The 24859-nt window shown below is 38.9% G+C and carries 26 protein-coding genes; 15 read left to right on the top strand and 11 right to left on the bottom strand.

Annotated features, from left to right (window positions below; translation table 11 throughout):
- Positions 1–31 precede the first annotated feature (31 nt).
- Positions 32–3304, top strand: coding sequence for a S41 family peptidase (locus ACO1O5_RS12515; protein ID WP_486270682.1), 3273 nt, complete (start codon positions 32–34; stop codon positions 3302–3304).
- A 79-nt stretch (positions 3305–3383) separates the two neighbouring features.
- Here ACO1O5_RS12515 and ACO1O5_RS12510 read toward each other — a convergent pair whose 3' ends face one another.
- Positions 3384–6359, bottom strand: coding sequence for a leucine--tRNA ligase (locus tag ACO1O5_RS12510; RefSeq protein WP_486270681.1), 2976 nt, complete (start codon positions 6357–6359; stop codon positions 3384–3386).
- A gap of 289 nt (positions 6360–6648) precedes the next feature.
- Between ACO1O5_RS12510 and ACO1O5_RS12505 the strand changes: the two genes are divergently transcribed.
- The 6 genes from ACO1O5_RS12505 to ACO1O5_RS12480 all read left to right on the top strand — a co-directional run bounded on the left by ACO1O5_RS12505 (position 6649) and on the right by ACO1O5_RS12480 (position 11217).
- The gene (locus ACO1O5_RS12505) at positions 6649–7527 is read left to right on the top strand and encodes a cell division protein FtsX (protein ID WP_486270679.1); all 879 of its coding nucleotides are present in this window, start codon (positions 6649–6651) and stop codon (positions 7525–7527) included.
- Between the two features lie 51 nt (positions 7528–7578).
- Complete coding sequence (locus ACO1O5_RS12500) at positions 7579–7884, top strand: DUF3098 domain-containing protein (protein WP_486270677.1); 306 nt, start codon at positions 7579–7581, stop codon at positions 7882–7884.
- Positions 7885–7954: 70 nt separating this feature from the next.
- Positions 7955–8749: an undecaprenyl-diphosphate phosphatase gene (locus tag ACO1O5_RS12495; protein ID WP_486270674.1), complete on the top strand. Its 795-nt coding sequence runs from the start codon at positions 7955–7957 to the stop codon at positions 8747–8749.
- Between the two features lie 90 nt (positions 8750–8839).
- Positions 8840–10177: an MFS transporter gene (locus ACO1O5_RS12490; RefSeq protein WP_486270672.1), complete on the top strand. Its 1338-nt coding sequence runs from the start codon at positions 8840–8842 to the stop codon at positions 10175–10177.
- Positions 10178–10188: 11 nt separating this feature from the next.
- On the top strand, positions 10189–11028 hold the full coding sequence (locus ACO1O5_RS12485; RefSeq protein ID WP_486270671.1) for an MBL fold metallo-hydrolase: 840 nt from the start codon (positions 10189–10191) through the stop codon (positions 11026–11028).
- Entirely contained in the window at positions 11029–11217 is a 189-nt protein-coding gene (locus tag ACO1O5_RS12480; protein WP_486270670.1) for a hypothetical protein, read from the top strand.
- 21 nt (positions 11218–11238) lie between these two features.
- Here the strand turns inward: ACO1O5_RS12480 and ACO1O5_RS12475 are convergent, their stop codons facing one another.
- Together ACO1O5_RS12475 and ACO1O5_RS12470 are read right to left on the bottom strand one after the other, a co-directional pair.
- Entirely contained in the window at positions 11239–12027 is a 789-nt protein-coding gene (locus tag ACO1O5_RS12475) for a DUF3108 domain-containing protein (RefSeq protein ID WP_486270668.1), read from the bottom strand.
- 3 nt (positions 12028–12030) lie between these two features.
- The gene (locus ACO1O5_RS12470) at positions 12031–13032 is read right to left on the bottom strand and encodes a lysylphosphatidylglycerol synthase domain-containing protein (RefSeq protein ID WP_486270666.1); all 1002 of its coding nucleotides are present in this window, start codon (positions 13030–13032) and stop codon (positions 12031–12033) included.
- A gap of 56 nt (positions 13033–13088) precedes the next feature.
- Between ACO1O5_RS12470 and ruvC the strand changes: the two genes are divergently transcribed.
- Positions 13089–13682 carry a crossover junction endodeoxyribonuclease RuvC gene (gene ruvC, locus ACO1O5_RS12465; protein WP_486270664.1) on the top strand — a complete coding sequence of 198 codons (594 nt, stop codon included), beginning with the start codon at positions 13089–13091 and terminating at the stop codon, positions 13680–13682.
- 21 nt (positions 13683–13703) lie between these two features.
- On the opposite strand, the gene ACO1O5_RS12460 is transcribed toward ruvC, so the two are convergent.
- The 4 genes from ACO1O5_RS12460 to ACO1O5_RS12445 form a co-directional block, all read right to left on the bottom strand.
- Entirely contained in the window at positions 13704–14099 is a 396-nt protein-coding gene (locus ACO1O5_RS12460) for an HIT family protein (protein ID WP_486270662.1), read from the bottom strand.
- 58 nt (positions 14100–14157) lie between these two features.
- On the bottom strand, positions 14158–14631 hold the full coding sequence (gene greA / locus ACO1O5_RS12455; protein WP_486270660.1) for a transcription elongation factor GreA: 474 nt from the start codon (positions 14629–14631) through the stop codon (positions 14158–14160).
- Between the two features lie 107 nt (positions 14632–14738).
- Positions 14739–15668, bottom strand: coding sequence for an NAD(P)-dependent oxidoreductase (locus tag ACO1O5_RS12450; protein WP_486270658.1), 930 nt, complete (start codon positions 15666–15668; stop codon positions 14739–14741).
- 14 nt (positions 15669–15682) lie between these two features.
- Complete coding sequence (locus ACO1O5_RS12445) at positions 15683–16063, bottom strand: RidA family protein (RefSeq protein WP_486270656.1); 381 nt, start codon at positions 16061–16063, stop codon at positions 15683–15685.
- Between the two features lie 76 nt (positions 16064–16139).
- Here ACO1O5_RS12445 and ACO1O5_RS12440 point away from each other — a divergent pair, with 76 nt between their 5' ends.
- The 6 genes from ACO1O5_RS12440 to ACO1O5_RS12415 all read left to right on the top strand — a co-directional run bounded on the left by ACO1O5_RS12440 (position 16140) and on the right by ACO1O5_RS12415 (position 20568).
- Positions 16140–16772, top strand: a complete 633-nt coding sequence (locus ACO1O5_RS12440) for a 3-hydroxyacyl-CoA dehydrogenase family protein (protein WP_486270654.1) — start codon at positions 16140–16142, stop codon at positions 16770–16772.
- A gap of 3 nt (positions 16773–16775) precedes the next feature.
- Positions 16776–17450, top strand: a complete 675-nt coding sequence (tsaB, locus tag ACO1O5_RS12435) for a tRNA (adenosine(37)-N6)-threonylcarbamoyltransferase complex dimerization subunit type 1 TsaB (protein WP_486270652.1) — start codon at positions 16776–16778, stop codon at positions 17448–17450.
- A 121-nt stretch (positions 17451–17571) separates the two neighbouring features.
- A complete protein-coding gene (locus ACO1O5_RS12430) occupies positions 17572–17925 on the top strand; it encodes an ArsR/SmtB family transcription factor (RefSeq protein WP_486270650.1) in 354 nt (117 codons plus the stop codon).
- A 347-nt stretch (positions 17926–18272) separates the two neighbouring features.
- Entirely contained in the window at positions 18273–18914 is a 642-nt protein-coding gene (locus ACO1O5_RS12425; protein WP_486270648.1) for a rhodanese-like domain-containing protein, read from the top strand.
- A 242-nt stretch (positions 18915–19156) separates the two neighbouring features.
- Positions 19157–19648 carry an amidohydrolase family protein gene (locus ACO1O5_RS12420; RefSeq protein ID WP_486270646.1) on the top strand — a complete coding sequence of 164 codons (492 nt, stop codon included), beginning with the start codon at positions 19157–19159 and terminating at the stop codon, positions 19646–19648.
- Between the two features lie 395 nt (positions 19649–20043).
- Positions 20044–20568: a DUF4399 domain-containing protein gene (locus ACO1O5_RS12415; RefSeq protein ID WP_486270644.1), complete on the top strand. Its 525-nt coding sequence runs from the start codon at positions 20044–20046 to the stop codon at positions 20566–20568.
- Between the two features lie 85 nt (positions 20569–20653).
- Here the strand turns inward: ACO1O5_RS12415 and ACO1O5_RS12410 are convergent, their stop codons facing one another.
- Positions 20654–21721: an NADH:flavin oxidoreductase/NADH oxidase gene (locus tag ACO1O5_RS12410; RefSeq protein WP_486270642.1), complete on the bottom strand. Its 1068-nt coding sequence runs from the start codon at positions 21719–21721 to the stop codon at positions 20654–20656.
- Positions 21722–21792: 71 nt separating this feature from the next.
- The gene (locus ACO1O5_RS12405; RefSeq protein ID WP_486270640.1) at positions 21793–22446 is read right to left on the bottom strand and encodes a DsrE family protein; all 654 of its coding nucleotides are present in this window, start codon (positions 22444–22446) and stop codon (positions 21793–21795) included.
- Positions 22447–22609: 163 nt separating this feature from the next.
- On the opposite strand from ACO1O5_RS12405, the gene ACO1O5_RS12400 reads away from it, so the two are divergent.
- Positions 22610–23653, top strand: coding sequence for an NAD(P)-dependent alcohol dehydrogenase (locus ACO1O5_RS12400; protein ID WP_486270638.1), 1044 nt, complete (start codon positions 22610–22612; stop codon positions 23651–23653).
- 90 nt (positions 23654–23743) lie between these two features.
- Here ACO1O5_RS12400 and ACO1O5_RS12395 read toward each other — a convergent pair whose 3' ends face one another.
- Positions 23744–24367 (bottom strand): superoxide dismutase, encoded by a 624-nt coding sequence (locus ACO1O5_RS12395; protein WP_486270636.1) that lies wholly within the window; start codon positions 24365–24367, stop codon positions 23744–23746.
- A gap of 114 nt (positions 24368–24481) precedes the next feature.
- On the bottom strand, positions 24482–24859 hold a 378-nt coding region (locus tag ACO1O5_RS12390), incomplete at its 5' end, for a nucleoside deaminase (protein ID WP_486270634.1).

Raw genomic sequence — 24859 nt, 5'->3', positions numbered from 1 at the left:
AGTTCATCATTTCTTACAAACTAACTGCAATATGAATCATTTTAAAATTTTTTATTTTCTTCTCCTCATTTCATTTCAGGCTATCGCTCAAAAAACGCCACTATGGCTTCGATATCCTGCCATTTCACCCGATGGCAAAAATATAGTTTTCAGCTTTAAAGGGGATTTATATAAAGTTGCTGCTTCCGGCGGAACTGCTTACCCGCTTACCTTACATGAGGCACACGACTTTATGCCGGTATGGAGTCATGATGGTAAAAAAATCGCATTTGCAAGCGACCGCTTTGGAAACTTCGATGTGTTTGTAATAGATGCTGACGGAGGCGAACCGACGAGGCTAACTTATAATTCCGCAGCAGATTATCCTTACGATTTTTCTCCTGATGACAGTAAAGTTATTTTTGGTACCAGCAGGAACGATATGGCCAGTTCAGCCAGGTTTCCGGTTAACTCGGTATTTAAGAAATTATACGAGGTACCGGTTACGGGTGGACGCAGCATAATGCTTAACGGCGCAGGAATGGAAAATGCACATTACAATTCAAAAGGAACTGAAATTATTTTCCAGGATAATAAAGGCTTTGAGGATCCCTGGCGCAAACACCATACTTCATCCATAACAAGAGATATCTGGGTGTATACTCCTAGGTCGAACGAATATAAAAAACTTACTTCCTTCAATGGCGAGGATCGTGAACCGGTGTTCGCATCAGGCGATCAGGGATATTTTTACCTCAATGAGAAAAGTGGTTCATTAAATGTATACAAAGCATCTCTTAGCGGAAATGATGAAACACAACTCACTTCATTTAAGAATAACCCGGTACGTTTCTTAAGCCGGTCAAACGACAATAGGCTGTGTTTTACCTACGATGGAGAAATTTATACAATGAAACCCGGCGGTTCTCCTGAAAAATTAAACGTGGCAATCACTACTGAAAATAAGAGTAATACACAAACCGTAATGCCTGTAAGTGGCGGCGCCACTGAATTTGAGGTGTCACCGAACGGAAAAGAAATTGCATTTGTTTTCCGCGGAGAAATATTTGTAACCTCAGTTGAAGGAGGAATTACGAAGCGCATAACCAATACGCCGTTCCAGGAAAGAAACGTCATCTTTTCGCCTGATGGAAGAAGTTTGTATTACGCCGCTGAGCATGAAGGCAAGGGCTGGGATATAATGAAAACGTCTATTGCAAGAAAAGAAGAGCCTTACTTTTTTACTTCTACCATATTGAATACAGAACCTGTAGTGGCAACTGATAAGGACGAATTTCAACCGGAAGTTTCGCCAGACGGAAAAGAAATCGCTTACCTGGAAGAAAGAAATATTTTAAAGGTTTTCAATCTTGATAAAAAAACTTCGCGTACAATAATTCCGGAAGGACAGAATTTCTCTTATGCCGATGGGGATCAGTCGTACACCTGGAGCCCCGACAGCAAATGGATCGCCGCACGTAGCTCTAAAGGATATTACAACGCAAATGAAATATTGCTTTTCAACGTAACAAAAAATGACGCCGGAACTGATGTAACCGGATCAGGGTTTTCAAGTGCCGGAATGCAATGGGCATTAAATGGCAAAGCGCTCTTGTGGGTTACTGACAGAAACGGCAAACGCCCACTGGCAATACAGGGTGCCAGGGAAGTGGATGTATATGCCATGTTTTTTGACAAAGGAACCTACGATCAGTTTCAACTGAGCAAAGAAGAATATGCACTAATAAAAGAGAAAGAAGATAAAACGGATAAAACAGATAAAGATGAGAAAGAAAAAAAAGATTCTGCACTTGAAAATAAGCTAAAAGAGCCATTTAAGATGGATCTAACTGATTTGGATACACGCAGAATAAGGCTTACTCCGGCTTCTGTTAATTTAAGCAGTTATCGTATTTCGCCCAAGGGTGATAAACTTTATCTAACGGTTAAGTTTGAAAAGAACTATGACCTGTGGGAAATTGATACAAGAACACATGAATTGAAAACCCTTGCAAAACTTGGGGCAAATTATGCGGCGCTCGAATTAAGCAAGGATGGCAAAATGCTTTATGTTCTGGCGAATGGCAAACTGTCGCAGGTGTCCACTTCGGATGGTAAGATAACTCCTATAACAATTAAAGGTGAAATGGTAGTTGACGGCGTGGCAGAAAGAGAATATATTTTTAATCATGCGTGGCGGCAGGTAAAGAAAAAGTTATATGACCCCAATATGCGCGGACTTGACTGGGAAATGTACAAAAAGACCTACGCCAGGTTTTTGCCGTTTATTGCCGACAACTACGACTTCAGGGAACTGCTAAGTGAAATGCTCGGTGAACTGAACGTTTCGCATACTGGTGGCCGCTATATCCCGAAAACCGAGAACGCTGACGAAACAGCATCGCTTGGTTTACTATATGATGAAATGGAAGGTGGCAAAGGACTGAAAATAGCTGAAGTTATTTCCGGGGGACCATTGGACAAAGCTGAAAGTAAGGTAAGAGCCGGCCAGGTTATTATGAAAATTGATGGTAACGAAATAAATGATTCGCAAGACTGGGCTATATTTTTAAACAGGAAAAATGACATGAATGTTTTATTAACTGTTTATGACCCCGCTACAAAAAATACGTTCGATGAAGTGGTGAAACCAATAAAGCCTTCCGATGAATCGGAGCTGCTCTATAGGAGGTGGACGAAAAAAATGGAAGCCATGGTAGACAAGCTTAGTGATGGCAAGGTGGGTTATGTGCATGTAAGATCTATGAATGACGCCAGCTATCGCAATGTTTATGATGAAGTGCTTGGTAAAAATCTAACTAAGAAAGCCCTGATAGTTGATACCCGTTTTAATGGCGGCGGTTGGCTTCATGAAGACTTGTCGAACTTTCTTGCGGGCAAACAATACATTCGTTACGAACCGTATGGTGAAAAGCCGATCGGTGGCGGAGAGCCCGAAGGCAAATGGTATAAGCCCAGTTGTGTTGTTATGAATGAGGCCAACTATAGTGATGCCCATATTTTTCCTTACGCCTACCGTGCAAAAGGAATTGGAAAATTAATTGGTATGCCGGTACCCGGCACAGGCACCGCCGTTTGGTGGGAAACACAAATTGATCCAACCATGATATTTGGTATTCCTATGATTGCAAGTGTTGGCATCAAAGAAGGAAGGCCGCTTGAAAACATGGAGCTTGAACCAGATATTAAAATTCAAAACGACTATAATAAAATTCTTAGCGGCGAAGATCAGCAGATTGAAGCGGCAGTAAAAGAGATGTTGCAAGAAGTGGCTTCTTCCGGCTCCTCCAAAGGAGGAGAGTAAGAATTACATCTCTGCAAAACAAGTAACTTTAAGTTAACCAAAGGTTTAAAAAGCCCCTCCCCCCGAGGGGTTTGGGAGGCTATACAACCACATTGATCATTTTGTTTTTTACAAAGATGATTTTCTTTGGCTGTTTACCCTCAATCCACTTTTGAACAATATCATTATCCAGCGCAATTTTTTCTACATCAGATTGCGAAGCGTCTAAAGAAATGGTAATGGTTGTGCGCATTTTACCATTAATAGAAACAGGATATTCTTTTTCAGATTCGATTAAATATTTTGTTTCCAGTTTTGGATATGCAGCGTTAAGCACAGTTGTTGTATTGCCCAGCGCATGATACAATTCTTCAGCGATATGAGGCGCATAGGGAGTTAATAAAACCAGCAATGGTTCCAGAATTTCTTTCTTATGACATTTTAAATCGGTCAACTCATTTACGCAAACCATAAAGGCACTAACGGCCGTGTTATACGAAAATCGTTCGGTGTCTTCTTCTATTTTTTTTATTGTTTTGTGTAATACTTTTAATTCGGCATCCGTAGCCTTTTCTTCGTTCCAAACTTTCCCCTTGATATCATCATAAAATAAACGCCATAATTTCTTTAAGAAACGATGAACACCTTCAATGCCTTTGGTATCCCATGGTTTGCTTGCTTCTACGGGACCAAGGAACATTTCATACATGCGGAAAGTGTCAGCGCCGTATTTATTGATTAAATCATTTGGATTAATGACGTTTAATTTGGATTTAGACATTTTTTCGACTATTGACCTGGATCGAAATTTAAGCGGATTGATCCTTTCTCTTTTTACTCTAACCACAGCATCTCCATCTTCGTCCTTATACCAATTACCTCTGAAATAATATCCATCCCTGCGAGAAAAAACCGCGTTTTTAAATCTTTCAGTTTTTGCCAATTTATCAATGTCTACAATATTGTCATCAACATTCGATATAGGAACATGTATTTTCGTAAATTGATTTTCTTCGTCCGAATCAACCATATCGGCTGACCTATAAAACGTAAAAACCTCATCATTACTCAATGGAAATGGAACACCAAACGGAAGAAAATTTGATCTTTTACTATCTGTCTCCTCACTAGATGCCTCATTTGTAATAAGGTCGTATCGATAAATAACTTCGGACACACCCTGTATCATCCCCTGATTCACCAATTTCTTATACGGCTCATCAAAACCTATATAACCCAAATCATATAAAACTTTAGTCCACATGCGGCTGTACAATAAATGCCCAACTGCATGCTCAGTTCCGCCAACATATACATCGACCTGTTTCCAGTAATCTGTTGCTCTTCTATTTGCAAATTCTTTATCGTTGTGAGGATCCATATAGCGGAGAAAGGACCAGGAAGAGCCTGCATATCCCGGCATGGTGTTAGTCTCCCTTTTTTCTCCATTGCCTAAATTCACCCAATCTTTAATATTTGCCAAAGGTCCTTCGCCTTCCGGTCCGGGTTTGTAATTTTCTAAATGCGGCAATTCAACAGGCAAATCTTTTTCTTCCAGCGGGTAGGCCACACCGTTACGATAAACAATCGGAAAAGGTTCGCCCCAATAACGTTGGCGGCTAAAGCCAGCATCACGCATTTTGTAATTTATTTTTCTTTGCCCGATTTCTTCTTCCTCAATTTTCTTCAAAACGATATCAATGGCATCCTTCATTTTTATACCATTCAAAAACCCGGAATTAGTAAGTATCGCTTCTTTCGTAGGATTGGCTTCTTCACCATTATAATAATCACCAATAATATTTGTAATAGGGATATTAAAATGTTTGGCAAAGTCGAAATCCCGCTGGTCACCGCAAGGCACGGCCATAATGGCGCCGGTTCCGTATCCTGCCAAAACATATTCTGCAATCCAGATCGGAATTTTTCTTCTATCAAAAGGATTGATCGCATAAGCGCCGGTAAAGCAGCCGGTAACCTGTTTTACTTCTGCCATGCGTTCCCGGTCACTTCTGCTTTTTACATAACTAAGGTATTCGTCTATGGCTGACCGTTGTTCCGGCGTAGTAATTTTTTCTACCAACTCATGTTCCGGAGCCAGCACCATAAAATCGACCCCGAAAATGGTGTCGGGTCGGGTTGTGTAAACTTTTAATTTTAAATTTTCGTCGTCTCCTTCAGGAGAGGGGTTAGGGGTGAGGCTCAAACTAAAATCCATCTCTGCTCCTTCACTCTTACCAATCCAGTTGCGTTGCATTTCCTTCATGGCATCGGAAAAATCAACCGTTTCCAGTCCTTGCAATAATCTTTCAGCATAATCGGTTATGCGTAAATACCATTGGCGCATTTTCTTTTTTACTACTGGATGCCCACCGCGTTCACTCACCCCGTTTATAACTTCATCATTTGCCAAAACAGTTCCCAATGCTTCGCACCAGTTCACTTCTCCGTAAGCCGAATATGCAAGCCGGTAATCCATAAGGATTTCCTGTTTTTGTTCGCCCGTGAAACCATTCCACTCATCAGCGGTAAAATGATTTTGCGTTTGTCGTTGACCGTTATCTTCCTTATTTCCCTGTTGTTCAAAAATTCTTATAAGGTCTTCAATCTTTCTTGCCTTATTGTGATTCTTATCGTACCAGCTATTAAAAATTTCAAGAAATATCCATTGCGTCCACTTATAATATTTTGGGTCACTGGTGCGTACTTCGCGGCTCCAATCAAAACAAAAACCAATATTGTCTAATTGCTGGCGGAAAGTTTCAATATTCCTTTCAGTAGTAACCGCAGGATGTTGGCCGGTTTCCAGCGCATATTGCTCGGCGGGCAAGCCAAAACTGTCGTATCCCATCGGGTGCAACACATTATAGCCTTTGAGTCTTTTAAAGCGTGCGTAAATGTCGCTGGCAATATATCCAAGAGGATGGCCAACATGAAGCCCTGCGCCACTTGGGTATGGAAACATATCCAGCACATAAAACTTGGGCTTACCGGACGTATTACTTACTTCGTAAACGCGGGACTCTTTCCACGTGCTTTGCCATTTTTTTTCTATTTCCCTGAAATTGTATTCCATTTTTATTGTAATGTCTGTCGTTAAATTTTCTCCCGTTTTAACTTGCAATCATATTGACAAGGCCTTTCTGTTTAAAAGGGCATTTCAAAAACGAACCTCGTTAAATCCCGAAATTATTTATTTGTGAAAGAAATGTTATTCATTAAATGATTATTACCGCTGATGCTTCATGTAAATTACATTAGCAACTTCAAGTATTGGGGCAAAAATACTAAACTGTTTAAAAACATTTATTTTTGCGGGCTGCTTACTATCGTGAGCTCAGTCTATTTAAACTTTTATTCAACTTATGTCGCAAATAGGAAAAGCATCTGCCAAAAGAGGGAAACCTTCCTATGTATATGCAATCATTGGGGTTTCATTGGTGTTATTTCTTTTTGGTGTTGTGGGCTGGATTTTTTTAAACATTAAAAAAACGGGCGATTATTTTAAAGAAAATATACAGTTGCACGCCTACCTGTATCGTACCGCCAATGCCCACCAAATTGATTCAGTAAAAAATTATGTTACCAGCCTGCCGTATGCCGTGAACGTGGAATACACAACCCGTGAAATGGCCATTGAAAAGTATAATAAAGACAATGATACGCTTTGGAAAAAGCTGGCGATAAACAACCCGCTGCCTGAAAGTATTGACTTTTATGTGAAAGCAAATTATATAGACAAAGACAGTCTTGCCAATATTGAAAACTATCTGTTAACGAATTTCCCAACAACCGTATCAGAGTTTCAAACGCCTAAAGAAACTGTGGCCGGGGTAAGCCAGTTTGTAAAAAACACGACGTTGGTATTATTAATTGTGGCCATAATATTATCGATTCTTGTTATTATTTCCATTGATAATACGATACGCCTTGCGATGTACAGCAACAGGTTTTTAATTAAAACGATGCAGATGGTGGGCGCTACCAGAGGGTTTATCGCCAGACCTTTGGATGGGCGGGCCGTCTTAAATGGCTTGATTGCTTCCGGTATTGCCATAGGGCTTATGATTGGATTTATATGGCTTTCAGAAAATTTTATCCCATACCTTAAAGTACTTCACGATACAAAAAACCTGATTCTTATTTTTTCCGGGATCATTATTTTGGGACTATTCATTACTCTTTTCAGTACGCACCGGTCTGTAGTAAAATATTTGAAAATGAAACTCGATGATTTATACTAATTGATTATCTATTTTATTTTAAGCATTAATATTGCAAATTCAAATTTCACAATGGCAACTCAACAACCAATAAAAAAAGCAACTCCCGGTGCAAAATCACCGGTGGCAAAAACTGCGCCTGCTGACCATTCTTCAGCGGGTAATATTCTATTCACAAAAGAAAATTATAAGTGGATGGTAATAGGATTGGCGGTAATGGCTCTTGGATTTTTCCTGATGGCTGGGGGTAAAAGTCCCGACCCGAAAGTTTTTAGCGATAACGATATTTACAGCCCGGTACGAATAACCATTGCGCCCATATTAATTGTTGCGGGGCTTTTGATAGAAATATTTGCTATCATGAAGAAGCCAAAGTAATTAATTATAATAAATAGAGGGCGGTGATTTATCATCGCCTTTTTTGATTATTTGCTTTTAATTTTTAAAAATGAACATAGCTCAATCTGTTATAATAGGAATTGTTGAAGGTATTACGGAGTTCATTCCCATTTCGTCTACAGGACACATGATCATCGCCGAAAAATTGTTGAAGATAAATGATGATTCTTTCAATACCGTATTTACGGTCGCTATTCAATTGGGCGCTATTTTATCGGTTGTCGTTTTATACTGGAAAAAGTTCTTTGATTTTTCACGCTGGCAGTTTTACGTGAAGCTTGCTGTTGCTGTGGTTCCGGCGTTGATATTGGGATTTTTATTTTCTTCAGCAATTGATGATTTGCTCGAGAGTTCTACTACCGTTGCTATCAGTATGTTGGCAGGCGGCATCGTTTTACTTTTTGTAGACAATCTTTTTAAAAATCCGGTAATTCACGATGAAAAGGAAGTCAGTTATGGTAAAGGATTTATAATTGGTATCTGGCAATGTATCGCGATGATACCAGGTGTTAGCAGGAGCGCTGCTTCAATAATAGGTGGCATGCAGCAAAAGCTTACCAGGAGCGCTGCTGCTGAATTTTCTTTTTTCCTTGCAGTGCCAACGATGCTTGCTGCAACTGTTTACAAAATTTATAAATACATAAAGGAATATGGAAGTTTTACTACAGATCAAATAAAAATTCTTACCGTAGGAAATATAGTTGCATTTATTGTGGCGCTACTAGCCATTAAATTTTTTATTACGATGCTAAAAAAATATGGTTTTAGAATTTGGGGAATTTACCGCGTGGTGGTTGGCATCGCTTTACTCATCATGCTGTACACGGGATTTTTAAATTCTTAAACATACTCACACAGGCATGTCCGATATCTACAAATGAAATAAGTTGCTTCCAAACAAATTTTCATAATTTGAGCAATCATTCATTTACACATGCAAACTGCTTCTAAGAAAGTTATTAACGGGTGGGCCATGTACGACTGGGCTAATTCGGTGTATAGCCTGGTGATAACGTCAACTATTTTTCCAGCTTACTACGAAACCGTAACAAAAAACAACTCCGACAATGAGGTGGTTTTTTTGGGAAGACATTTTGTGAATTCGGCTTTATACAATTATGCATTAGCTGTGGCATTTTTTATCGTGGCTATCATGTCGCCGATCCTTTCGTCAATAGCAGATTATAAAGGCAACAAAAAAAGTTTCCTTCGCTTTTTTTGCTTATTGGGGAGTGCCTCCTGTAGCATGCTTTTCTTTTTTAGAGGAACAGAAACTGTATGGATTGCCATTCTCTGCAGCATGATTGCATGCATTGGATTTTGGAGCAGTGTTGTTTTTTATAATTCTTATTTGCCTGAAATAGCAGCTCCTGAAGACCGGGATAAAGTAAGTGCCAAAGGCTTTTCCATGGGTTATATAGGGAGTGTAATTATGCAATTGGTTTGTTTTGTCTTCGTTTTTAAACCAGCCTGGTTTGGCATGCAAAACGACGCAACTTTGCCAGCACGCTTTTCATTTTTGTTAGTCGGAATCTGGTGGTTCGGATTTGCACAATTAACTTTAAACGTAATGCCAAAAGGCACGCCCGCAGCATCGAGGCCTGAGAACAATATTTTCGCCAATGGATTTATTGAGCTAAGGAAAGTTTTTAAACAACTGAAAACACTTTTAATTTTAAAACGGTTCTTATTAGCATTTTTCTTTTATAATATGGGAGTTCAAACCATAATGCTGGTGGCGGCACTTTTTGGAAGCAAGCAATTAAAATTGCCTACGGAAAAGTTAATCATTACCATTCTTATTATCCAGATTGTGGCCATTGCAGGTGCTAATATGATGGCTAAATTTTCGGAAAAGATTGGCAACTTTCAAACATTGTTATGGGTTGTTGTTATCTGGGTATTGGTGTGCCTGGGCGCTTATGAAATTGCTACCATTAGCGACAAGGGCGTAAACGCTGAAATGTATTTTTATGTGCTAGCTGCAGTGGTGGGTCTCGTAATGGGTGGCATACAGTCACTCAGCCGGTCAACCTATTCTAAATTGATGCCCGTTACAAAAGATACCACTTCATTTTTTAGCTTTTACGATGTTACAGAAAAGATCGGTATTGTAATTGGCATGTTTAGTTTTGGATTGATTGAGGAACTCACCGGCAGTATGAAAAATTCAGTATTGGTAATTATGTGCTTCTTTATAATAGGCTTTATCATTTTGTATTTAGCTCTTACAAAACAAAAACAGCTCGCATTAGTTGAACCTGCTGTGTAAAAAATATTATTATGCAATTGTATGCTGTAAATTCAGGCTATTTCAAACTTGACGGAGGGGCTATGTTTGGCGTTGTTCCGAAGAGTATTTGGACTAAACTAAACCCGGCTGATGAAAACAACATGTGTAACTGGGCGATGCGCTGCATGCTTATAGAAGATGGAAACCGGCTAATGCTTATTGACAACGGAATGGGCTACAAACAGGATGAAAAGTTTTTTGGATATTATTTTTTAAACGGGGACGACACGCTGGAAAGGTCATTAGCAAAATATGGTTTCGTAAAAAAAGATATCACCGATGTATTTTTAACCCACCTCCATTTCGATCATTGTGGCGGGTCAATAGAAAGAGTTGGCGATAAATTAATTCCCGCATTTTCAAATGCCACCTATTGGAGTAATGAAAAGCACTGGCAATGGGCTACCCATCCCAATGACAGGGAAAAGGCAAGCTTTTTAAAAGAAAATATTTTACCGATAAAAGAAAGCGGGCAATTGAAATTTGTTGAAACAACTGATGCCATTGACTTTACAGATGTTATTAAAATCCGGTTTGTAAGTGGCCATACCGAATCTATGATGTTGCCGCAAATACAATACAAAGGCAAGACCATAATTTATATGGCCGATCTTCTCCCCTCTGTAGCGCATATTCCTGTGCCATATATTATGGCGTATGATACCAGGCCACTGGAGACGCTCAAAGAAAAAAAACAGTTGATTACTGAAGCCCAACAAAAGGATTATATACTTTTTTTCGAGCATGACCCAACAATCGAATGCTGTAACCTGCAACTAACTGACAGGGGTGTACGTAGTAAAGACATATTTAAGCTTGAAGAAATTTAAATGAAAAATGCATTAATAATTATACTCCTGGCAAGCATGGCTTGCATTGTTTATCTTTTTGTAGAGGAACAGTTCAAAGGTGTTGTACTCACTCCAAACGAAAATATTTTCCTTTCAGTTTTATATCTTATTGTCGGCCTCAGCGTTTTAGGATTGATAAGAGCAAAATCTTCTGAAAAAAAGAAATGATAAATGTTGAAGTAATATTTCTTACCGGAAGCTGATTAATGACTTAAGCGGATGCCTGAGATTCCTATAACCCATCATGTCAACTTTAATGGTACCGACTGAAATAGGGCTTTCGGCTCTAAGCAGCAAATGATTTTCATCGTCGCTTACCCATACATTCATTTTTTCTCCACCCTCGAAAATTGAGCCTTTAATCAGAAGCGGCTTAAACTTAATCGCCCTGAATTTTCCATACTTCGTCTTAATATTTTCCTTCCCTTCATAACGGAGGTACAGGTGGTACGTTTCATTATCTAAAAACATATCAAAAGGGATTTTATCCCCGGGGTTATACTTATTGAAGTCGATGTTTCTTGCATAATACACCGAGCTGATAACATCCTGGATGCATGAACCTATTTTATAAACCCCTTTCGTACTAACGGCAGTTCCCGCTGTATGGTTAAAAGTTACATTGTCATAAAATTTTGTTCCCCCTTCATCAACGTTTCGAATAAATTTTACAGGCAACATTGTGGCCGTATCAATGTAGGTTTCATAACGGTCCCGTACACGATAAAAATTATCGAAAAAAGAATAGGAGGAACCAGTACCTATACAATGGTATACCGTTTTACCGTTGAAGCGCTCAAGGTTGGTAGAAAAAACAGCTTCGCCCGCACCAACGTACATTCCCAACGTAGTGTAATAAACTTTCATAGTTACAACCTCGCCGGCATTGAAGGCGGTATTGGTAATGCCGCAAAATTCGTCATCTGCTTTTGTTGCAAACGCAAAAAGTAAAATAAATATGGTTGTAATTGCTTTCAATCTTTATTGTTTGTCTTTAAAAAATTTTATACCCAGAATTAACAGGCTTCCTGCGAGAGCCGGAATAAATAAATTGATGAACCAGATTCCAAAAGTGGTACCTATGATACCAACAGTGTTTGTGCTGTAAAAGCTCAAAAGTTCTATACTGAATTTTCCTCTTATTCCAAGATCTGCAATCGCAAATGAAGGTACAATCGCCAAGACCAAAAAAAGAATACTTATAATCCAGAACCCGTTTAACCATAATATCGATACGTCTAAAACCTGCAGCAGTAATATATATTGAATGACGAATACAACATAACGAAAGAAAGAAAGATAAAGTAACCTTAACAATAATTTGGCATTAAAATTATCAAGCACGTTTATGTATTGAACATACTTTGCCGCCGCCGGAATTTTTTCAATAAGTTTTATAAGCCACGATAACCTGAAATAAAATAACACTGTAATTGCCATTGCACATGTTGACAAAAATAATAAAGTTTTAAGCCAGAACGCCGGAAGGCCCATAACTAAAATATGGTTGTCGCCCTGGTAATAAATAATATAGACTAAGCCACAACAACCCATAACCAAAGTAATAATAAGTTGGCTTATGCTTCCTGCAATAGATAACGATATGGCTTTAATTCTTTTACCTTCCTGGACATATAAAATACGCCCACCATATTCCCCGATTCGGTTAGGAGTATTAATGGAAAGCGTAACGCCACTCAGCACAGATTTGTAGGCTGTAAAAAAATTAAACGGTTGCATCGTTCTCAAAAGTACCTGCCATTTCCTTGCTTCTATGCCCCAGTTAACAAAAACAAGGGAAATAACAAGCCAGAATTTCCATGCCTGGCTGCCAAAAGGAGCTTCTTTTATGAGATTGATGGATTGCTGAAGATCGGGCTGTCCTTCAATTTGTTTATACAATGAATAAAAAAGCCATGCCCCGAGCAAGGGCGCTATAATATACTTGAATATTATTTTGATATTTTTGCGGGCACGGATCATGTAGCTTTATACGCGAATAAGATTTCTTTTTATTGGGGCGTTAACAGGTGTGTGTTGTGAACGTCAAAAATAATCTTCAATTGCATAAAAATTCAAAAATCATTTTGGGAATTGACCCCGGCACTATTTTGATGGGTTATGGTGTTATTGAAGTCTCTTCAAAAGGAATTACGTTAATAATGATGGATGTACTAAAACTGTCTTCAAGAAAAGATGCGTATGAAAGATTGCAAATTATTCATGAAAAAGTATGCACACTGGTGAATGAACATGCGCCCAATGCGTTGGCAATTGAAGCTCCTTTTTTTGGCAAAAATGTTCAAAGCATGCTTAAACTCGGCAGGGCCCAGGGAGTAGCGATTGCTGCGGCAATGCAGTCTGGTGTGCCGGTTACGGAGTATTCTCCCCGCAAAATAAAACAATCTATTACGGGTAATGGAAATGCTGATAAGTTGCAGGTATTGAAAATGCTTCAGCGAATATTAAGCTTTGATGAAGACCCTAAATACTTTGATGCTACCGATGCTTTAGCCGTAGCAGTATGCCATCACTTCCAGGGTAATATTCCGGTAAGTAATGGAAATAAGACATCAAAAAAGCTAAGTGGCTGGAAGGATTTTTTGACACAAAATCCGGGAAGAATAAAATAGAACACCGTTTGCGGAATAATATTACGTCTCTAAATTTTTCAAAATCTTTTGCTGCGCTGCCTTCAATTGTTCTTCCGAAGGATTTAATTTTCTCCGCGTAAAATTTAGATCGTCAGCACCGTTGATGGGAACCAGATGCATATGTGCATGCGGAACTTCAAGCCCTATAACACTTATCCCGCACCTGTTGCAATCGAAGGATTTTTCTAATGCCTTTGCAATGGGTTGCGCAAAGGCCATTATGCCCTCAAGATATTCAGCCGGCATGTCAAAAAAATTGTCAACTTCCAGTTTAGGAATTACCAGTGTATGCCCTTCCACTAATGGATTAATATCGAGGAACGAAAAGAATTTTTCGTTCTCGGCGACCTTATAACAAGGTATTTCACCTGCAATTATTTTTGAAAAAATGGTCATACAATATGTTGTTTGAATTTTTTCTGGCTGGCTACTTTTTTAACCATCAATGATTTTCTTAAGCCGTTATATTTTCTATTTTAAATTTTATAGTTCCGGCGGGCACCTTTATCTCAGCCGTTTCCCCTACAGCTTTCCCCAACAGGCCTTTACCTATCGGCGATGCGGCAGAAATTTTTTGCAGCTTAAGATCAGCCTCTTTTTCAGAAACAATCTGGTACGTAACCTGCTTTTTTGTAGCAAGGTTGGTAAGTGTAACTTTTGTAAGAATGGAAACTTTACTGGTATCTATAGCATTCTCATCTACAATTCTTGCGGTGGCAATTATTGTTTCTAATTGCTTTATCTTAGCTTCAAGAATTCCCTGTGCCTCTTTTGCCGCGTCATATTCAGCATTTTCTTTAAGATCACCTTTCTCGCGGGCTTCACCTATAGCTTTAGATGCTGCGGGTCTTTCAACACCTTTCATGTGTTGAAGTTCACTCTTCATTTGCTCGAAGGTATCTTTTGTAACATAATTAATCTGGCTCATAACCTCATTTTTAAGTTGATGATTTCATTGGGGTAAATCGAAAAAAAATACAACGCCCCATTTTTAATGAGACGTTGTATAATTACAAATATAAAAAAAATGAATAATTATTCCAACTCAAGCTTTTTTAGTAAAACTTTTGCCATTTTAAATAAAGCTTCTACGCTGTATCCGGCAATGTGTGGAGTTATGATTACATTCGGTTGCGTGAGGAGTGCATTCAGTTGCTGATTTTCCTCTTTTGTATAAATTTCCAATTTTTCATTTTCCAGCACATCGAGCGCTGCCCCTGCAATTTTTTTATTTCTAAGCGCAGCCAGTAACGCGTTAGTATCAGTTACTTTACCTCTGCAGGTAGAAATAAAATAAGGAGATCTTTCTAAGGCATTAAAAAACTTTTCGTTGGCCATATGTTGCGTCTCTGATGTCAGCGGAACGTGCAAACTAATTACATCAGCGTATCGACACACCTGCTCAAAATTGGCTTCTTTCACGTATCCGGAACTAAATCCAAAGTTATATTTATCGTAGGCAAGTACAGTAACGCCAAAAGATGATAACAACTTTGCAAATGCTGACCCTGTATTTCCATATCCAATAATGCCAATGGTTCTTTCATTTAATTCCACTCCCCTGTTAGCCTCCCGTATCCATTTCCTGTCCTTAATTTCTTCGAAACTTGAGCTTATTTTATTAGTAAGGTTTAATAGCATTCCCAGCGCATGTTCCGCCACTGCATTGCGGTTTCCTTCGGGGCTACTTACACAACGAATGCCTTTAGAGGTGGCGTATTCCACATCTATCAATTCCATGCCGCTTCCTAATCTTCCGATCCAGTTAAGCCGGGTTGCTTTATCAATAAGCTGTTTATCGACAGGCAAGCGAGTGGTTACAATTATGCCATCTGCCTGGCTGATAATGGCGGCCAGTTCTTCATAGCTTATTTTTTCGTTGTGAAGAACTGAATATCCTTTTTGCTGAAGTGCATCGATTAAATAATTGTGCACTTTGGATGTAATGATTACCTGCTTTTTCAAGATTATTTATTTTGTTATTCGGCCGCTATCATGCTTATTTCTACATTTACATCTTTTGGAAGCCCTTTAACAGCTACGGTTTCTCTCGCCGGAAAATCGGTTTCAAAAAACTTACCGTAAACTTCGTTGACAGGTGCAAACAAGCTCATGTCTTTCAAAAAAATCGTAGTCTTTATTACATTAGCAAAATTAAGTCCGGCCTCCTTTAAAATGGCATTTAGGTTATTCATAACCTGCTGTGTTTCCATTTGAATATCACCAGCAATAATTTCCGAGGTTCCTGGTTTGATAGCTACCTGGCCCGAAATAAAAACCAATCCTCCCGCCTTCACAGCCTGGCTGTAAGGGCCGATTGGATCAGGCGCATTAGAGGTATAAATAATTTTTTTAGCCATTTAATTTTTTTGAATGAGGATAATAAAGTTGCAAACTTTCCATCAAATAACAAACCTATTTTTGCAAAAAACTAATATGAAGATCATTGTTGTGGCAAATGTAGAACAACAGGAAGAGATTCGATGTAAGAATACCAGTCCGGAAGTGAAAATGATCTTTATAGAAAATTATTCTGACTTGCCAGGTACTGAAGATTATGACGCTATTTTTTATCTTAATGCCGGCCCGAAAGCTGGTATTGATAAACACGACAACAGACCTGTTATAATCAATTCGGTAATAGAAACATTGAAAGAAAATAATCAACCCGTTAATTTCAGCCGTATAAATGGCTGGCCCGGTTTTTTGAAACGATCAACTTGGGAAATAGCTACCGGTGACATAAGTATGACCAAGCGATTATTTGAACAACTTGGCTGGAATGTTGTATTTGTAGCGGATGAACCGGGATTAGTATCGGGACGTGTAGTTAGCATGATTGTGAACGAGGCTTTTTTTGCGCTCGAAGAGGGAGTTAGTTCAAAGGAAGAAATTGACAAGGCAACGAAGCTTGGAACAAATTATCCATATGGCCCCTTTGAATGGCAGGAAAAAATAGGTACAACCAATATTTATTGTCTGCTGCATAAACTATCGGCAACGGATAAGCGCTATTACGTGGCGCCGTTGTTGGAACAAAAATATTCACGACTCCTGTTTTCAAAGTGATCAATGTCTTACATTTTAAATATTCATACAGCAACTGAGACGACCATTATTAACCTCGTAAAAGATGGCGAGGTTATGGGCACTGTTTGTAGTGACGATACCAAGCAACATGCAACCGTTCTGCATCCTGCCATCCGGCAACTACTAAAAGAAAATGATCTTGCTATAAAGAAACTAAATGCAGTTGGCGTTAGTTCGGGGCCAGGTTCTTACACCGGAATGCGTATAGGCCTTGCTACTGCAAAAGGCCTGTGTTATGCGTTAGGCATTCCGCTTATTACTTTTAATTCCTTAGAGCTAATGGCCCTTTCTGCAGTTAGGCTAGTAAACGACGAAGGTGCATTGTATTGCCCGATGATTGACGCAAGACGGATGGAAGTATTTACCGCGATATATGATTATTCTTTGAAGGAGCTCGTTCCTCCCAACGCAATGATTCTCGACGAAAATTCTTACGCAGACTTTCTAATTTTAAACAAAGTCTACTTCTCAGGGAGCGGTATCATCAAATTTCAAACACTCAATAAAAGGGCAAATTCTATCTTCATCGATGAGAAGATAAGTACCGGATCGCTTGCAGAAATTTCATGGAAAAAATATGAAAAGAATGACGTTGAAAACATACCCTATGCGCAACCGTTATATATAAAAGATTTTTATACTATTTCAAAAAAATAGATATCCGACGCTGCAAAGACCTTTTATTTTTTTATCATTTCACTTAAATGTTTTTTATGAGCAATATGTATCTTTGTGTTGTAGAATTAAGGGATATCCAAGCTATTAAACTTTATATATTATGACCGCTTTAGGGTCTATACAATCTTTAAATGAACAAAGGCAAGACGCAGAAATTGAAAATCTTCCTGACATTGATTATCATAGTGTAAAAAAGGCCTCCCTGGTTTTAAGAGCGTTAAATCATAAGCTTCGCCAGCAAATAATTAAAACGATTCATGAGAATAAAAAGCTTACCGTTACTGAACTTTATGTAAAATTACGCCTGGAACAATCCGTAGCCTCCCAACATCTCGCTATTTTAAGAAAGGCAGGGATTGTATCCACACAACGGGAAGGAAAATTTATTTTTTATACAATCAACGCTCCCCGAATTGAGGCAATTAATCAATTTGTAAAAAGCCTTTTGGGTTGATTTTTTCACCTCAAGATTTCCGAACTGTAATCTTCCGAATTTCTATCGATTTTACCTTCGAAAGTAAAAGATAATTTTCATGTCCAGGTCCGAATGATGATGGAGATATGTTGATTTAAAATTATTCAAAAAATAATTCATATGTATCTGAAAAAAATTCATTGAGGGTAATGATGAAGGCGATCATTGTAAATACTTTGGCGATCTTAATGAATATTTGAATCTTGCAAAAGACCACAAAGGCAAAATAAATTATATTTTTGAAAAACTTTTCACCCTGCGTTTGAAAGCCGTCTTCTTGATTTAAGAAGACAACGGTGCCCCATATTAAAAGAAAAGGAGTCGTTATGTTAAATGTAAAAGATTTTAAAGAGAAAATTAAAGAGGACGTCCTGGTGCTTGACACAAGGACAGCAGAAGAATATTCATGTGGGTTCATTCCGGGCTCCTTGTTTATTGGACATGACGACGGATTTGCTGAATTGGCCGGGAGCATATTACCATTCGAACAACGAACGGTAATAGTAACAGACCCCGGAAAAGAGGAAGAAACTATTGTAAGGCTTGCCAAGGTTGGATTTAATAACGTGGAAGGCTATCTTGAAGGTGGTTTTGAATCCTGGAAAAGAGCAAATGAGAGAATTGATATGATTATTGATATCGAAGCCGATGAACTCGCTATGGATATTCCTTTTGATGAAAACCTGGTAGTAGTAGATGTTCGTAAAGGAAACGAATTTGCGGAAGGGCATGTAAAAGATGCCATCAATCTTCCCCTGAATGATATGACGGACGTTGCACTAATAGCTCAATTGGAAGAAAATCAAAATATCTACATTCATTCCGGAAACGACTGCCGAAGCCTCATTGCTGCGTCAATATTGAAAAAAGAAGGTTACCATAATCTTCGGAATGTATTGGGTGGTTGGGCAAAAATAAAAGAGCAAAAAAATATTAAGATTGAAAAAGAAGCCAGTTTTTTAAATTGATAATTCGTGCAAATTATTAAAAATGGCAATCAGCAAAAGGCTGATTCAGCTTTGGCGACGACTTAAACAGTTACAGTTTGCGTAGCCATCGATGGCCTAAAATTTACCCCGTTTACAAGTCTTTTATTCAGAAAAATATTTCCAGGAAAAGTAATCCTTCCCCTTTAGAATCACAATGTTTTTTTTAAATTTAGTTAGCAATTCTATTTTTCCGAATTTCAAAATCATTAAACCAAACTATTATGAGATACAAAATTTTGCAAACGACCATATTGTTTGCTCTCATTTCTGTTACCCACGCACAAACTTTGCAACCATGGACATGGGATACTTATAAAATAAAATTTAAAGCGCCCAGTAATCTTGTTGTTCAAAAAAATGATGCCACGGTTTATGAGGCCAAAAACAGTGCTATGGCCTTAGATATTTATCCCCGCAAAGGCGAAAACCTGACCTATGATGGTATGAAGAATGCTATTGTAAAGTGGGCAAACGATTTAGGCCTCTCATACAATTCAGAAAATGCCTCCGGGGATACCCAGCCCATTTATCTTGAAAATATAAACGGCTATTGGGGCTGCGCTATTGATGGAACTAAGAGCGGCTTCCCGGCTACCGTAATGCTCATTGAAAACCCGGATTATCCGGAGCTGAGTTTCTATATCTGGATATCTTATGCTAAAGAATACTATCATGATGCAGTAGCTGTTTTAAAAAGCTTTACGCCAATGTAATATTACAACCGGCGCCCTATTTACCAGTTTGCTCCAAATTATATAACAATGATGGTTAAACGTAAAATAACCGGGCCGCTAAATCATGTCACGCTTCATTGCTAAATAAAGGTTAGTATCGCGGGATCATTTTCCTCTTGTTGTGGAAAATTCTCCATGCGACAGCCGGTTTGTAGTGGAGAATATTTGTTTGCTAATTAGAAATTATTAGTAAATGGTTGCAGGCCCGCGGTAAAATTTTTGAAATCCTTACGCTACTTTGGATATTTATCAATAAGTAAAAAATTGATACTCTATCTTTGTTTTCTTTTTGGGAGATTTTAATCTATCGTGACATAACCAGTCTCCTTTGGCATGATATTTTATAATAATATAAAATCTTAAAATATAAAACGATGAAAAAATTTCTGAGTATCCCCTCAATACTTTTATTGGCGCTCATATCCTGCAATTCAGGTACAGGTGGTGAGAGTTCATCTACTGATACAACAGGTATTCAAAAGGATACATCAACCATGGCGGACACGTCACATATGGCTATGAGTTCTACGTCAATGGATGCGCTACCGGCAATTCCAGACGGCGCTAAAGTCTTTTTCAAAAATCTTAAAAACGGCGAGACAGTTACTTCGCCTGTAAAAGTAGAAATGGGCGCTACCGGAATTTCCATTGATTCAGCAGGAACGGTAAAACCTAATTCAGGCCACTTTCATCTATTGATTGATGCAGGGGATTCTATTGCAGCGGGAGTTGTTGTTCCAAAGGATAGTACACATCTGCATTACGGCAATGCACAAAAAGAAGCAACCATCAAGTTATCTCCCGGTAAGCACACGTTAGCTCTGCAGTTGGCTGACGGTATTCATCGTTCTTATGGTAGCAAGTTATCCGAATCAATTACATTGAATGTAAAAAAATAGGTAAGTTCATTAAGACCATAAAAAAACTTCGGCAGTTTACCGGAGTTTTTTATTTTGAATAAGATTCAATTATTGCAAAAGAAGATCAGTGTCTTTTTGCTCTTTCATATTGAACAGGCCAACTAATATCTATCTCTAAATCTGTGGCCGCATGTAAGGGAAAATAAGGATCTCTTAAAAATTGTCTTGCCAAAATTATAAGATCAGCTTTCCCCTCTTTAAGTATTTGCTCGGCCTCTTTTGCAGTGGTTATCAAGCCTACTGCACCGGTCGCTATCCCCGCTTCCTTCTTAATTTTTTCTGAAAAAGGTACCTGGTACATAGGTTTAACTGGTATTACCTGGTGAGGTGAATTTCCTCCAGATGAGCAATCGACAAGATCTACTGATTTCTCTTTAAGCATGGCTGAAAGTTTGATCGAATCTTCAATATCCCAACCTCCTTCCACCCAATCCGACGCAGAGATGCGAACAAACAAAGGCAACTCATCGGTAATTATTTTCCTTACTACTCCAGCTAATTCTACCAATAACCTGGCCCGGTTTTCAAATGAGCCCCCATATTCGTCAGTTCTTCTATTACTGATTGGCGATAAAAACTCATTAATTAAATACCCGTGGGCAGCATGTATTTCTACGACTTTAAATCCTGCCTTTACTGCTCTTATTGCTGCTTTTTCAAAATCATCTATTACCTTATTTATATCATCTTTGCTCATCTCTTTCGGCAACGGCCCGCCTTCTTTGTATGGCACGGCGCTTGGCGCAAATGTTTGCCAGGCGCCCTCGCTTTGTTCCAGGGGCCTCCCGCTTTTCCATGGGCTTAAATGACTGGCCTTGCGGCCGGCATGAGCAAGTTGTATGCCCGGAACTGCACCCTGCTGATGAAGGAATTCTGTAATCCTTTTAAGATATTCGATATGTTCGTCCTTCCAAATACCCAGGTCGTCCGCCGTAATTCTTCCTTCAGGTGAAACTGCCGCCGCTTCAGTAAAAATTAAGGCCGCTCCACCAACAGCACGGCTTCCCAGGTGCACTAAATGCCAGTCATTCGCAAATCCGTCTATACTGGAATATTCGCACATAGGCGATACCGTTATCCTGTTCTTCAGTTGAATGCTCCTGATCGTTAAGGGTTGGAATAATAATGCCATTGTATTGTTTAATTAAATAAATAAAAAGTAATTGAAAAAAATAAATAACAAAACCTGGTAAGAATTGTTATTTATTTTTCGTCACTAATTCCGTACCACACGTAACCCTGTCCGATATAATTAGATAAGGCCGTTTGTGCTGTTAATGACACTTTCACGCCGGGGTATAATTCTTGTTTTTTGATATCGAGGAAATTCATGGCCTGGCCACACGCAATGAACTTCGCCCCGTATTTCATTAAATCTAGAATTAGTTGACTATTAGGATTATCCTTTTTGTATTTGGATTGAAATATTTCGTTATTCTGAATTGAAAAAAGCGACGGCCCGTGCACTACTATAACTGGATGAATATGTGAGATGGGTATCCCGGAAGCGACATGCAAATTCAGTACCCGGGCTATCTCTACAAGACCGGGATTCAGCTTCGCATGTGAAGTGTCCTTAAAATTGAGTGTAAACTCAAACAGCAATTTATAGTGGCGTTTGGGACTTGGTATCTCATCAACTCCTTCAACAGGTAAAACGCCTGAAAAAGTCCCGGCTTTAATTAAAGGATAATAAGCAACACTCTCGAGCTTCGCCCACTTAATGCTATCTTTACGGGCTGCCGTTATGCTATCCATTTCCGCTTTTTTTGTCACATCATCCTTCTCTATAGTTTGAGAAAATAAAGGACTTAAGTACGAAATACTTCCCCATAAAATAAGAAACCATTTTTTCATAATCAGTTTTTTAATTGGGTTTAAAGTTGCATCTTATCTGCGTGCAAAAAAAATTAATTGGCCAATAATTTTATGCAACTGGAACGCGACCAAAATATTTAGGTGGCTTTCTTCAATCCGGTGAAAACTTTTAATGGTTTAATTTGTTATTCAAAAAAAAGATATGTCAGAAGTAAAAGCGTATGCTGCAAAAAGTGCGGCCACTCCAATTGAACCGTGGAGTATAAACAGAAGAGAACCTAAACCTCACGATGTTCAGATAGATATTTTGTATTGTGGTGTTTGTCATAGTGATTTACACACTGCCCGTAACGAATGGGGCGGAACTGTATATCCTTGTGTGCCGGGACATGAGATTGTTGGCCGCGTTACGAAAGTGGGTGACCATGTAAAGAAATATAAGGTCGGCGACCTTGTTGGCGTTGGGTGCATGGTTGATAGCTGCCGTGAATGTGATAATTGTAAAGAGGGACTGGAACAGTATTGTTCCGGCGGTATGGTAGGAACTTATAACGGCCAGGAAAGAGATGGCAGTGGCGTTACCTATGGTGGCTATAGTAAACAAATTGTTGTTACTGAAGATTTCGTATTAAAGGTATCTGAGAAGCTGCCTCTCGCAGGTGTGGCCCCTTTACTTTGTGCCGGCATTACCACGTATTCCCCATTAAGGCATTGGAAAGTTGGCAAAGGTGACAAGGTGGGAATTTTAGGCCTCGGTGGTTTGGGACACATGGGTGTAAAGCTTGCCGCGTCTTTTGGTGCCGAAGTTACTATGCTTAGTCATTCACCATCAAAAGAAGCGGATGCAAAAAGATTAGGCGCACATAAATTTCTTTTAACGAGCGATAAAGAACAGGTTAAAAGCGTAAGCAATTATTTTGATTTCATTTTGGATACCGTATCCGCGCCTCATGATTATAATACATACCTCAGTATGCTGAATACAAACGGCGTAATGGTCTGTGTGGGCGCTCCGTCGGAACCCGCAGTGGTGCCTGCTTTCAACCTTATTTTTCAAAGAAGAAGTTTGGCGGGATCGTTAATTGGCGGTATTCCGGAAACACAGGAAATGCTTGATTATTGCGCGGAGAACAACATTACTTCTGATGTAGAAGTGATTAATATAAAAGATATCAATAAAAGTTATGAGCGTATGTTGAAAGGCGATGTGCGTTACCGTTTTGTAATCGACATGGCTACGTTATAGTTTGAGAAAGTAGTACAAAATGTAAAAAGCAGCCTCTTTAATTGAGACTGCTTTTTATTTTTAAAACGTATAATTTTCTATGACGTCCAATCAGGCAGTTGCTAATTTGCCTACGGCTTTTTCAAAATGCTGACTTACTTTTTTCCAATCAATTACATTCCAGAAAGCTTTCAAATATTCGGCTCTCCTGTTTTGATATTTTAGATAATAAGCATGTTCCCAAACATCGCAGCCCAATATTGGTTTGCATTTGCAGTCTGCAACGTCCATCAAAGGATTGTCCTGGTTAGGAGTTGAGCATATGGTCAACTTTCCATCAAGTACACCGAGCCAGGCCCAGCCACTTCCAAATCTTGTAACGCCGGCGGTATTAAATTTTTCTTTCATCTCATCAAAAGAACCAAAAGCCTCGTCAATAGCTTCAGCTAATTTGCCGGTGGGTTTACCGCCACCATCCGGGGAAAGAATTTCCCAAAAGAAGCTGTGATTCCAATGCCCACCGCCATTATTGCGAACAGCAGGACTTATTTTGCCAGCATTAGCCAGTAACTCTTCCAACGATTTACTTTCATTGGGAGTACCTGCAATTGCCTTATTAAGATTATCTACATAAGCCTGGTGATGCTTATCGTGGTGAATTTCCATTGTTTGTTTGTCGATATGAGGCTCCAAAGCATCGAAGCTGTAAGGTAGAGCCGGTAATGTAAATGCCATATTATATTAATTTAAAGGTGAACAATTTTGTATTCTAACAAATTTACTTACTATATGTTGCAAAGCATGAGCACTATAAAATAATTCCTCAAAACGCAAGTGTAAAAAAGCATTTTATCTTTTTCTTTGGAAAAAGCTTCGCATCATTGACATACAATCTGCCGCATAAATGTTGCCAATAATTTCCGTTTTAGGATGAAGCGCCACTTTAGAGAGTCCTCCATGCTTCTCATCATTGGCCCCATAAACCAATTTTCCTATTTTACTCCAGTATAATGCACCACAACACATGGCGCAGGGCTCAATTGTAACATACATAGTAGCTTCCGGTAAATATTTTGCGCCTAAATAATTGAAAGCAGAAGTGAGTGCAATAATTTCTGCATGCGCCGTGGCATCTTTCAGCATTTCAACCTGGTTATACCCCCGGCCGATTATTTTACCATTCATTACTATTACGGCTCCAATAGGCACTTCGTCGGCATCAAATGC

This window comes from Ginsengibacter sp., from assembly GCF_057362405.1.
This window is presented reverse-complemented; position numbering and strand designations above follow the sequence as displayed.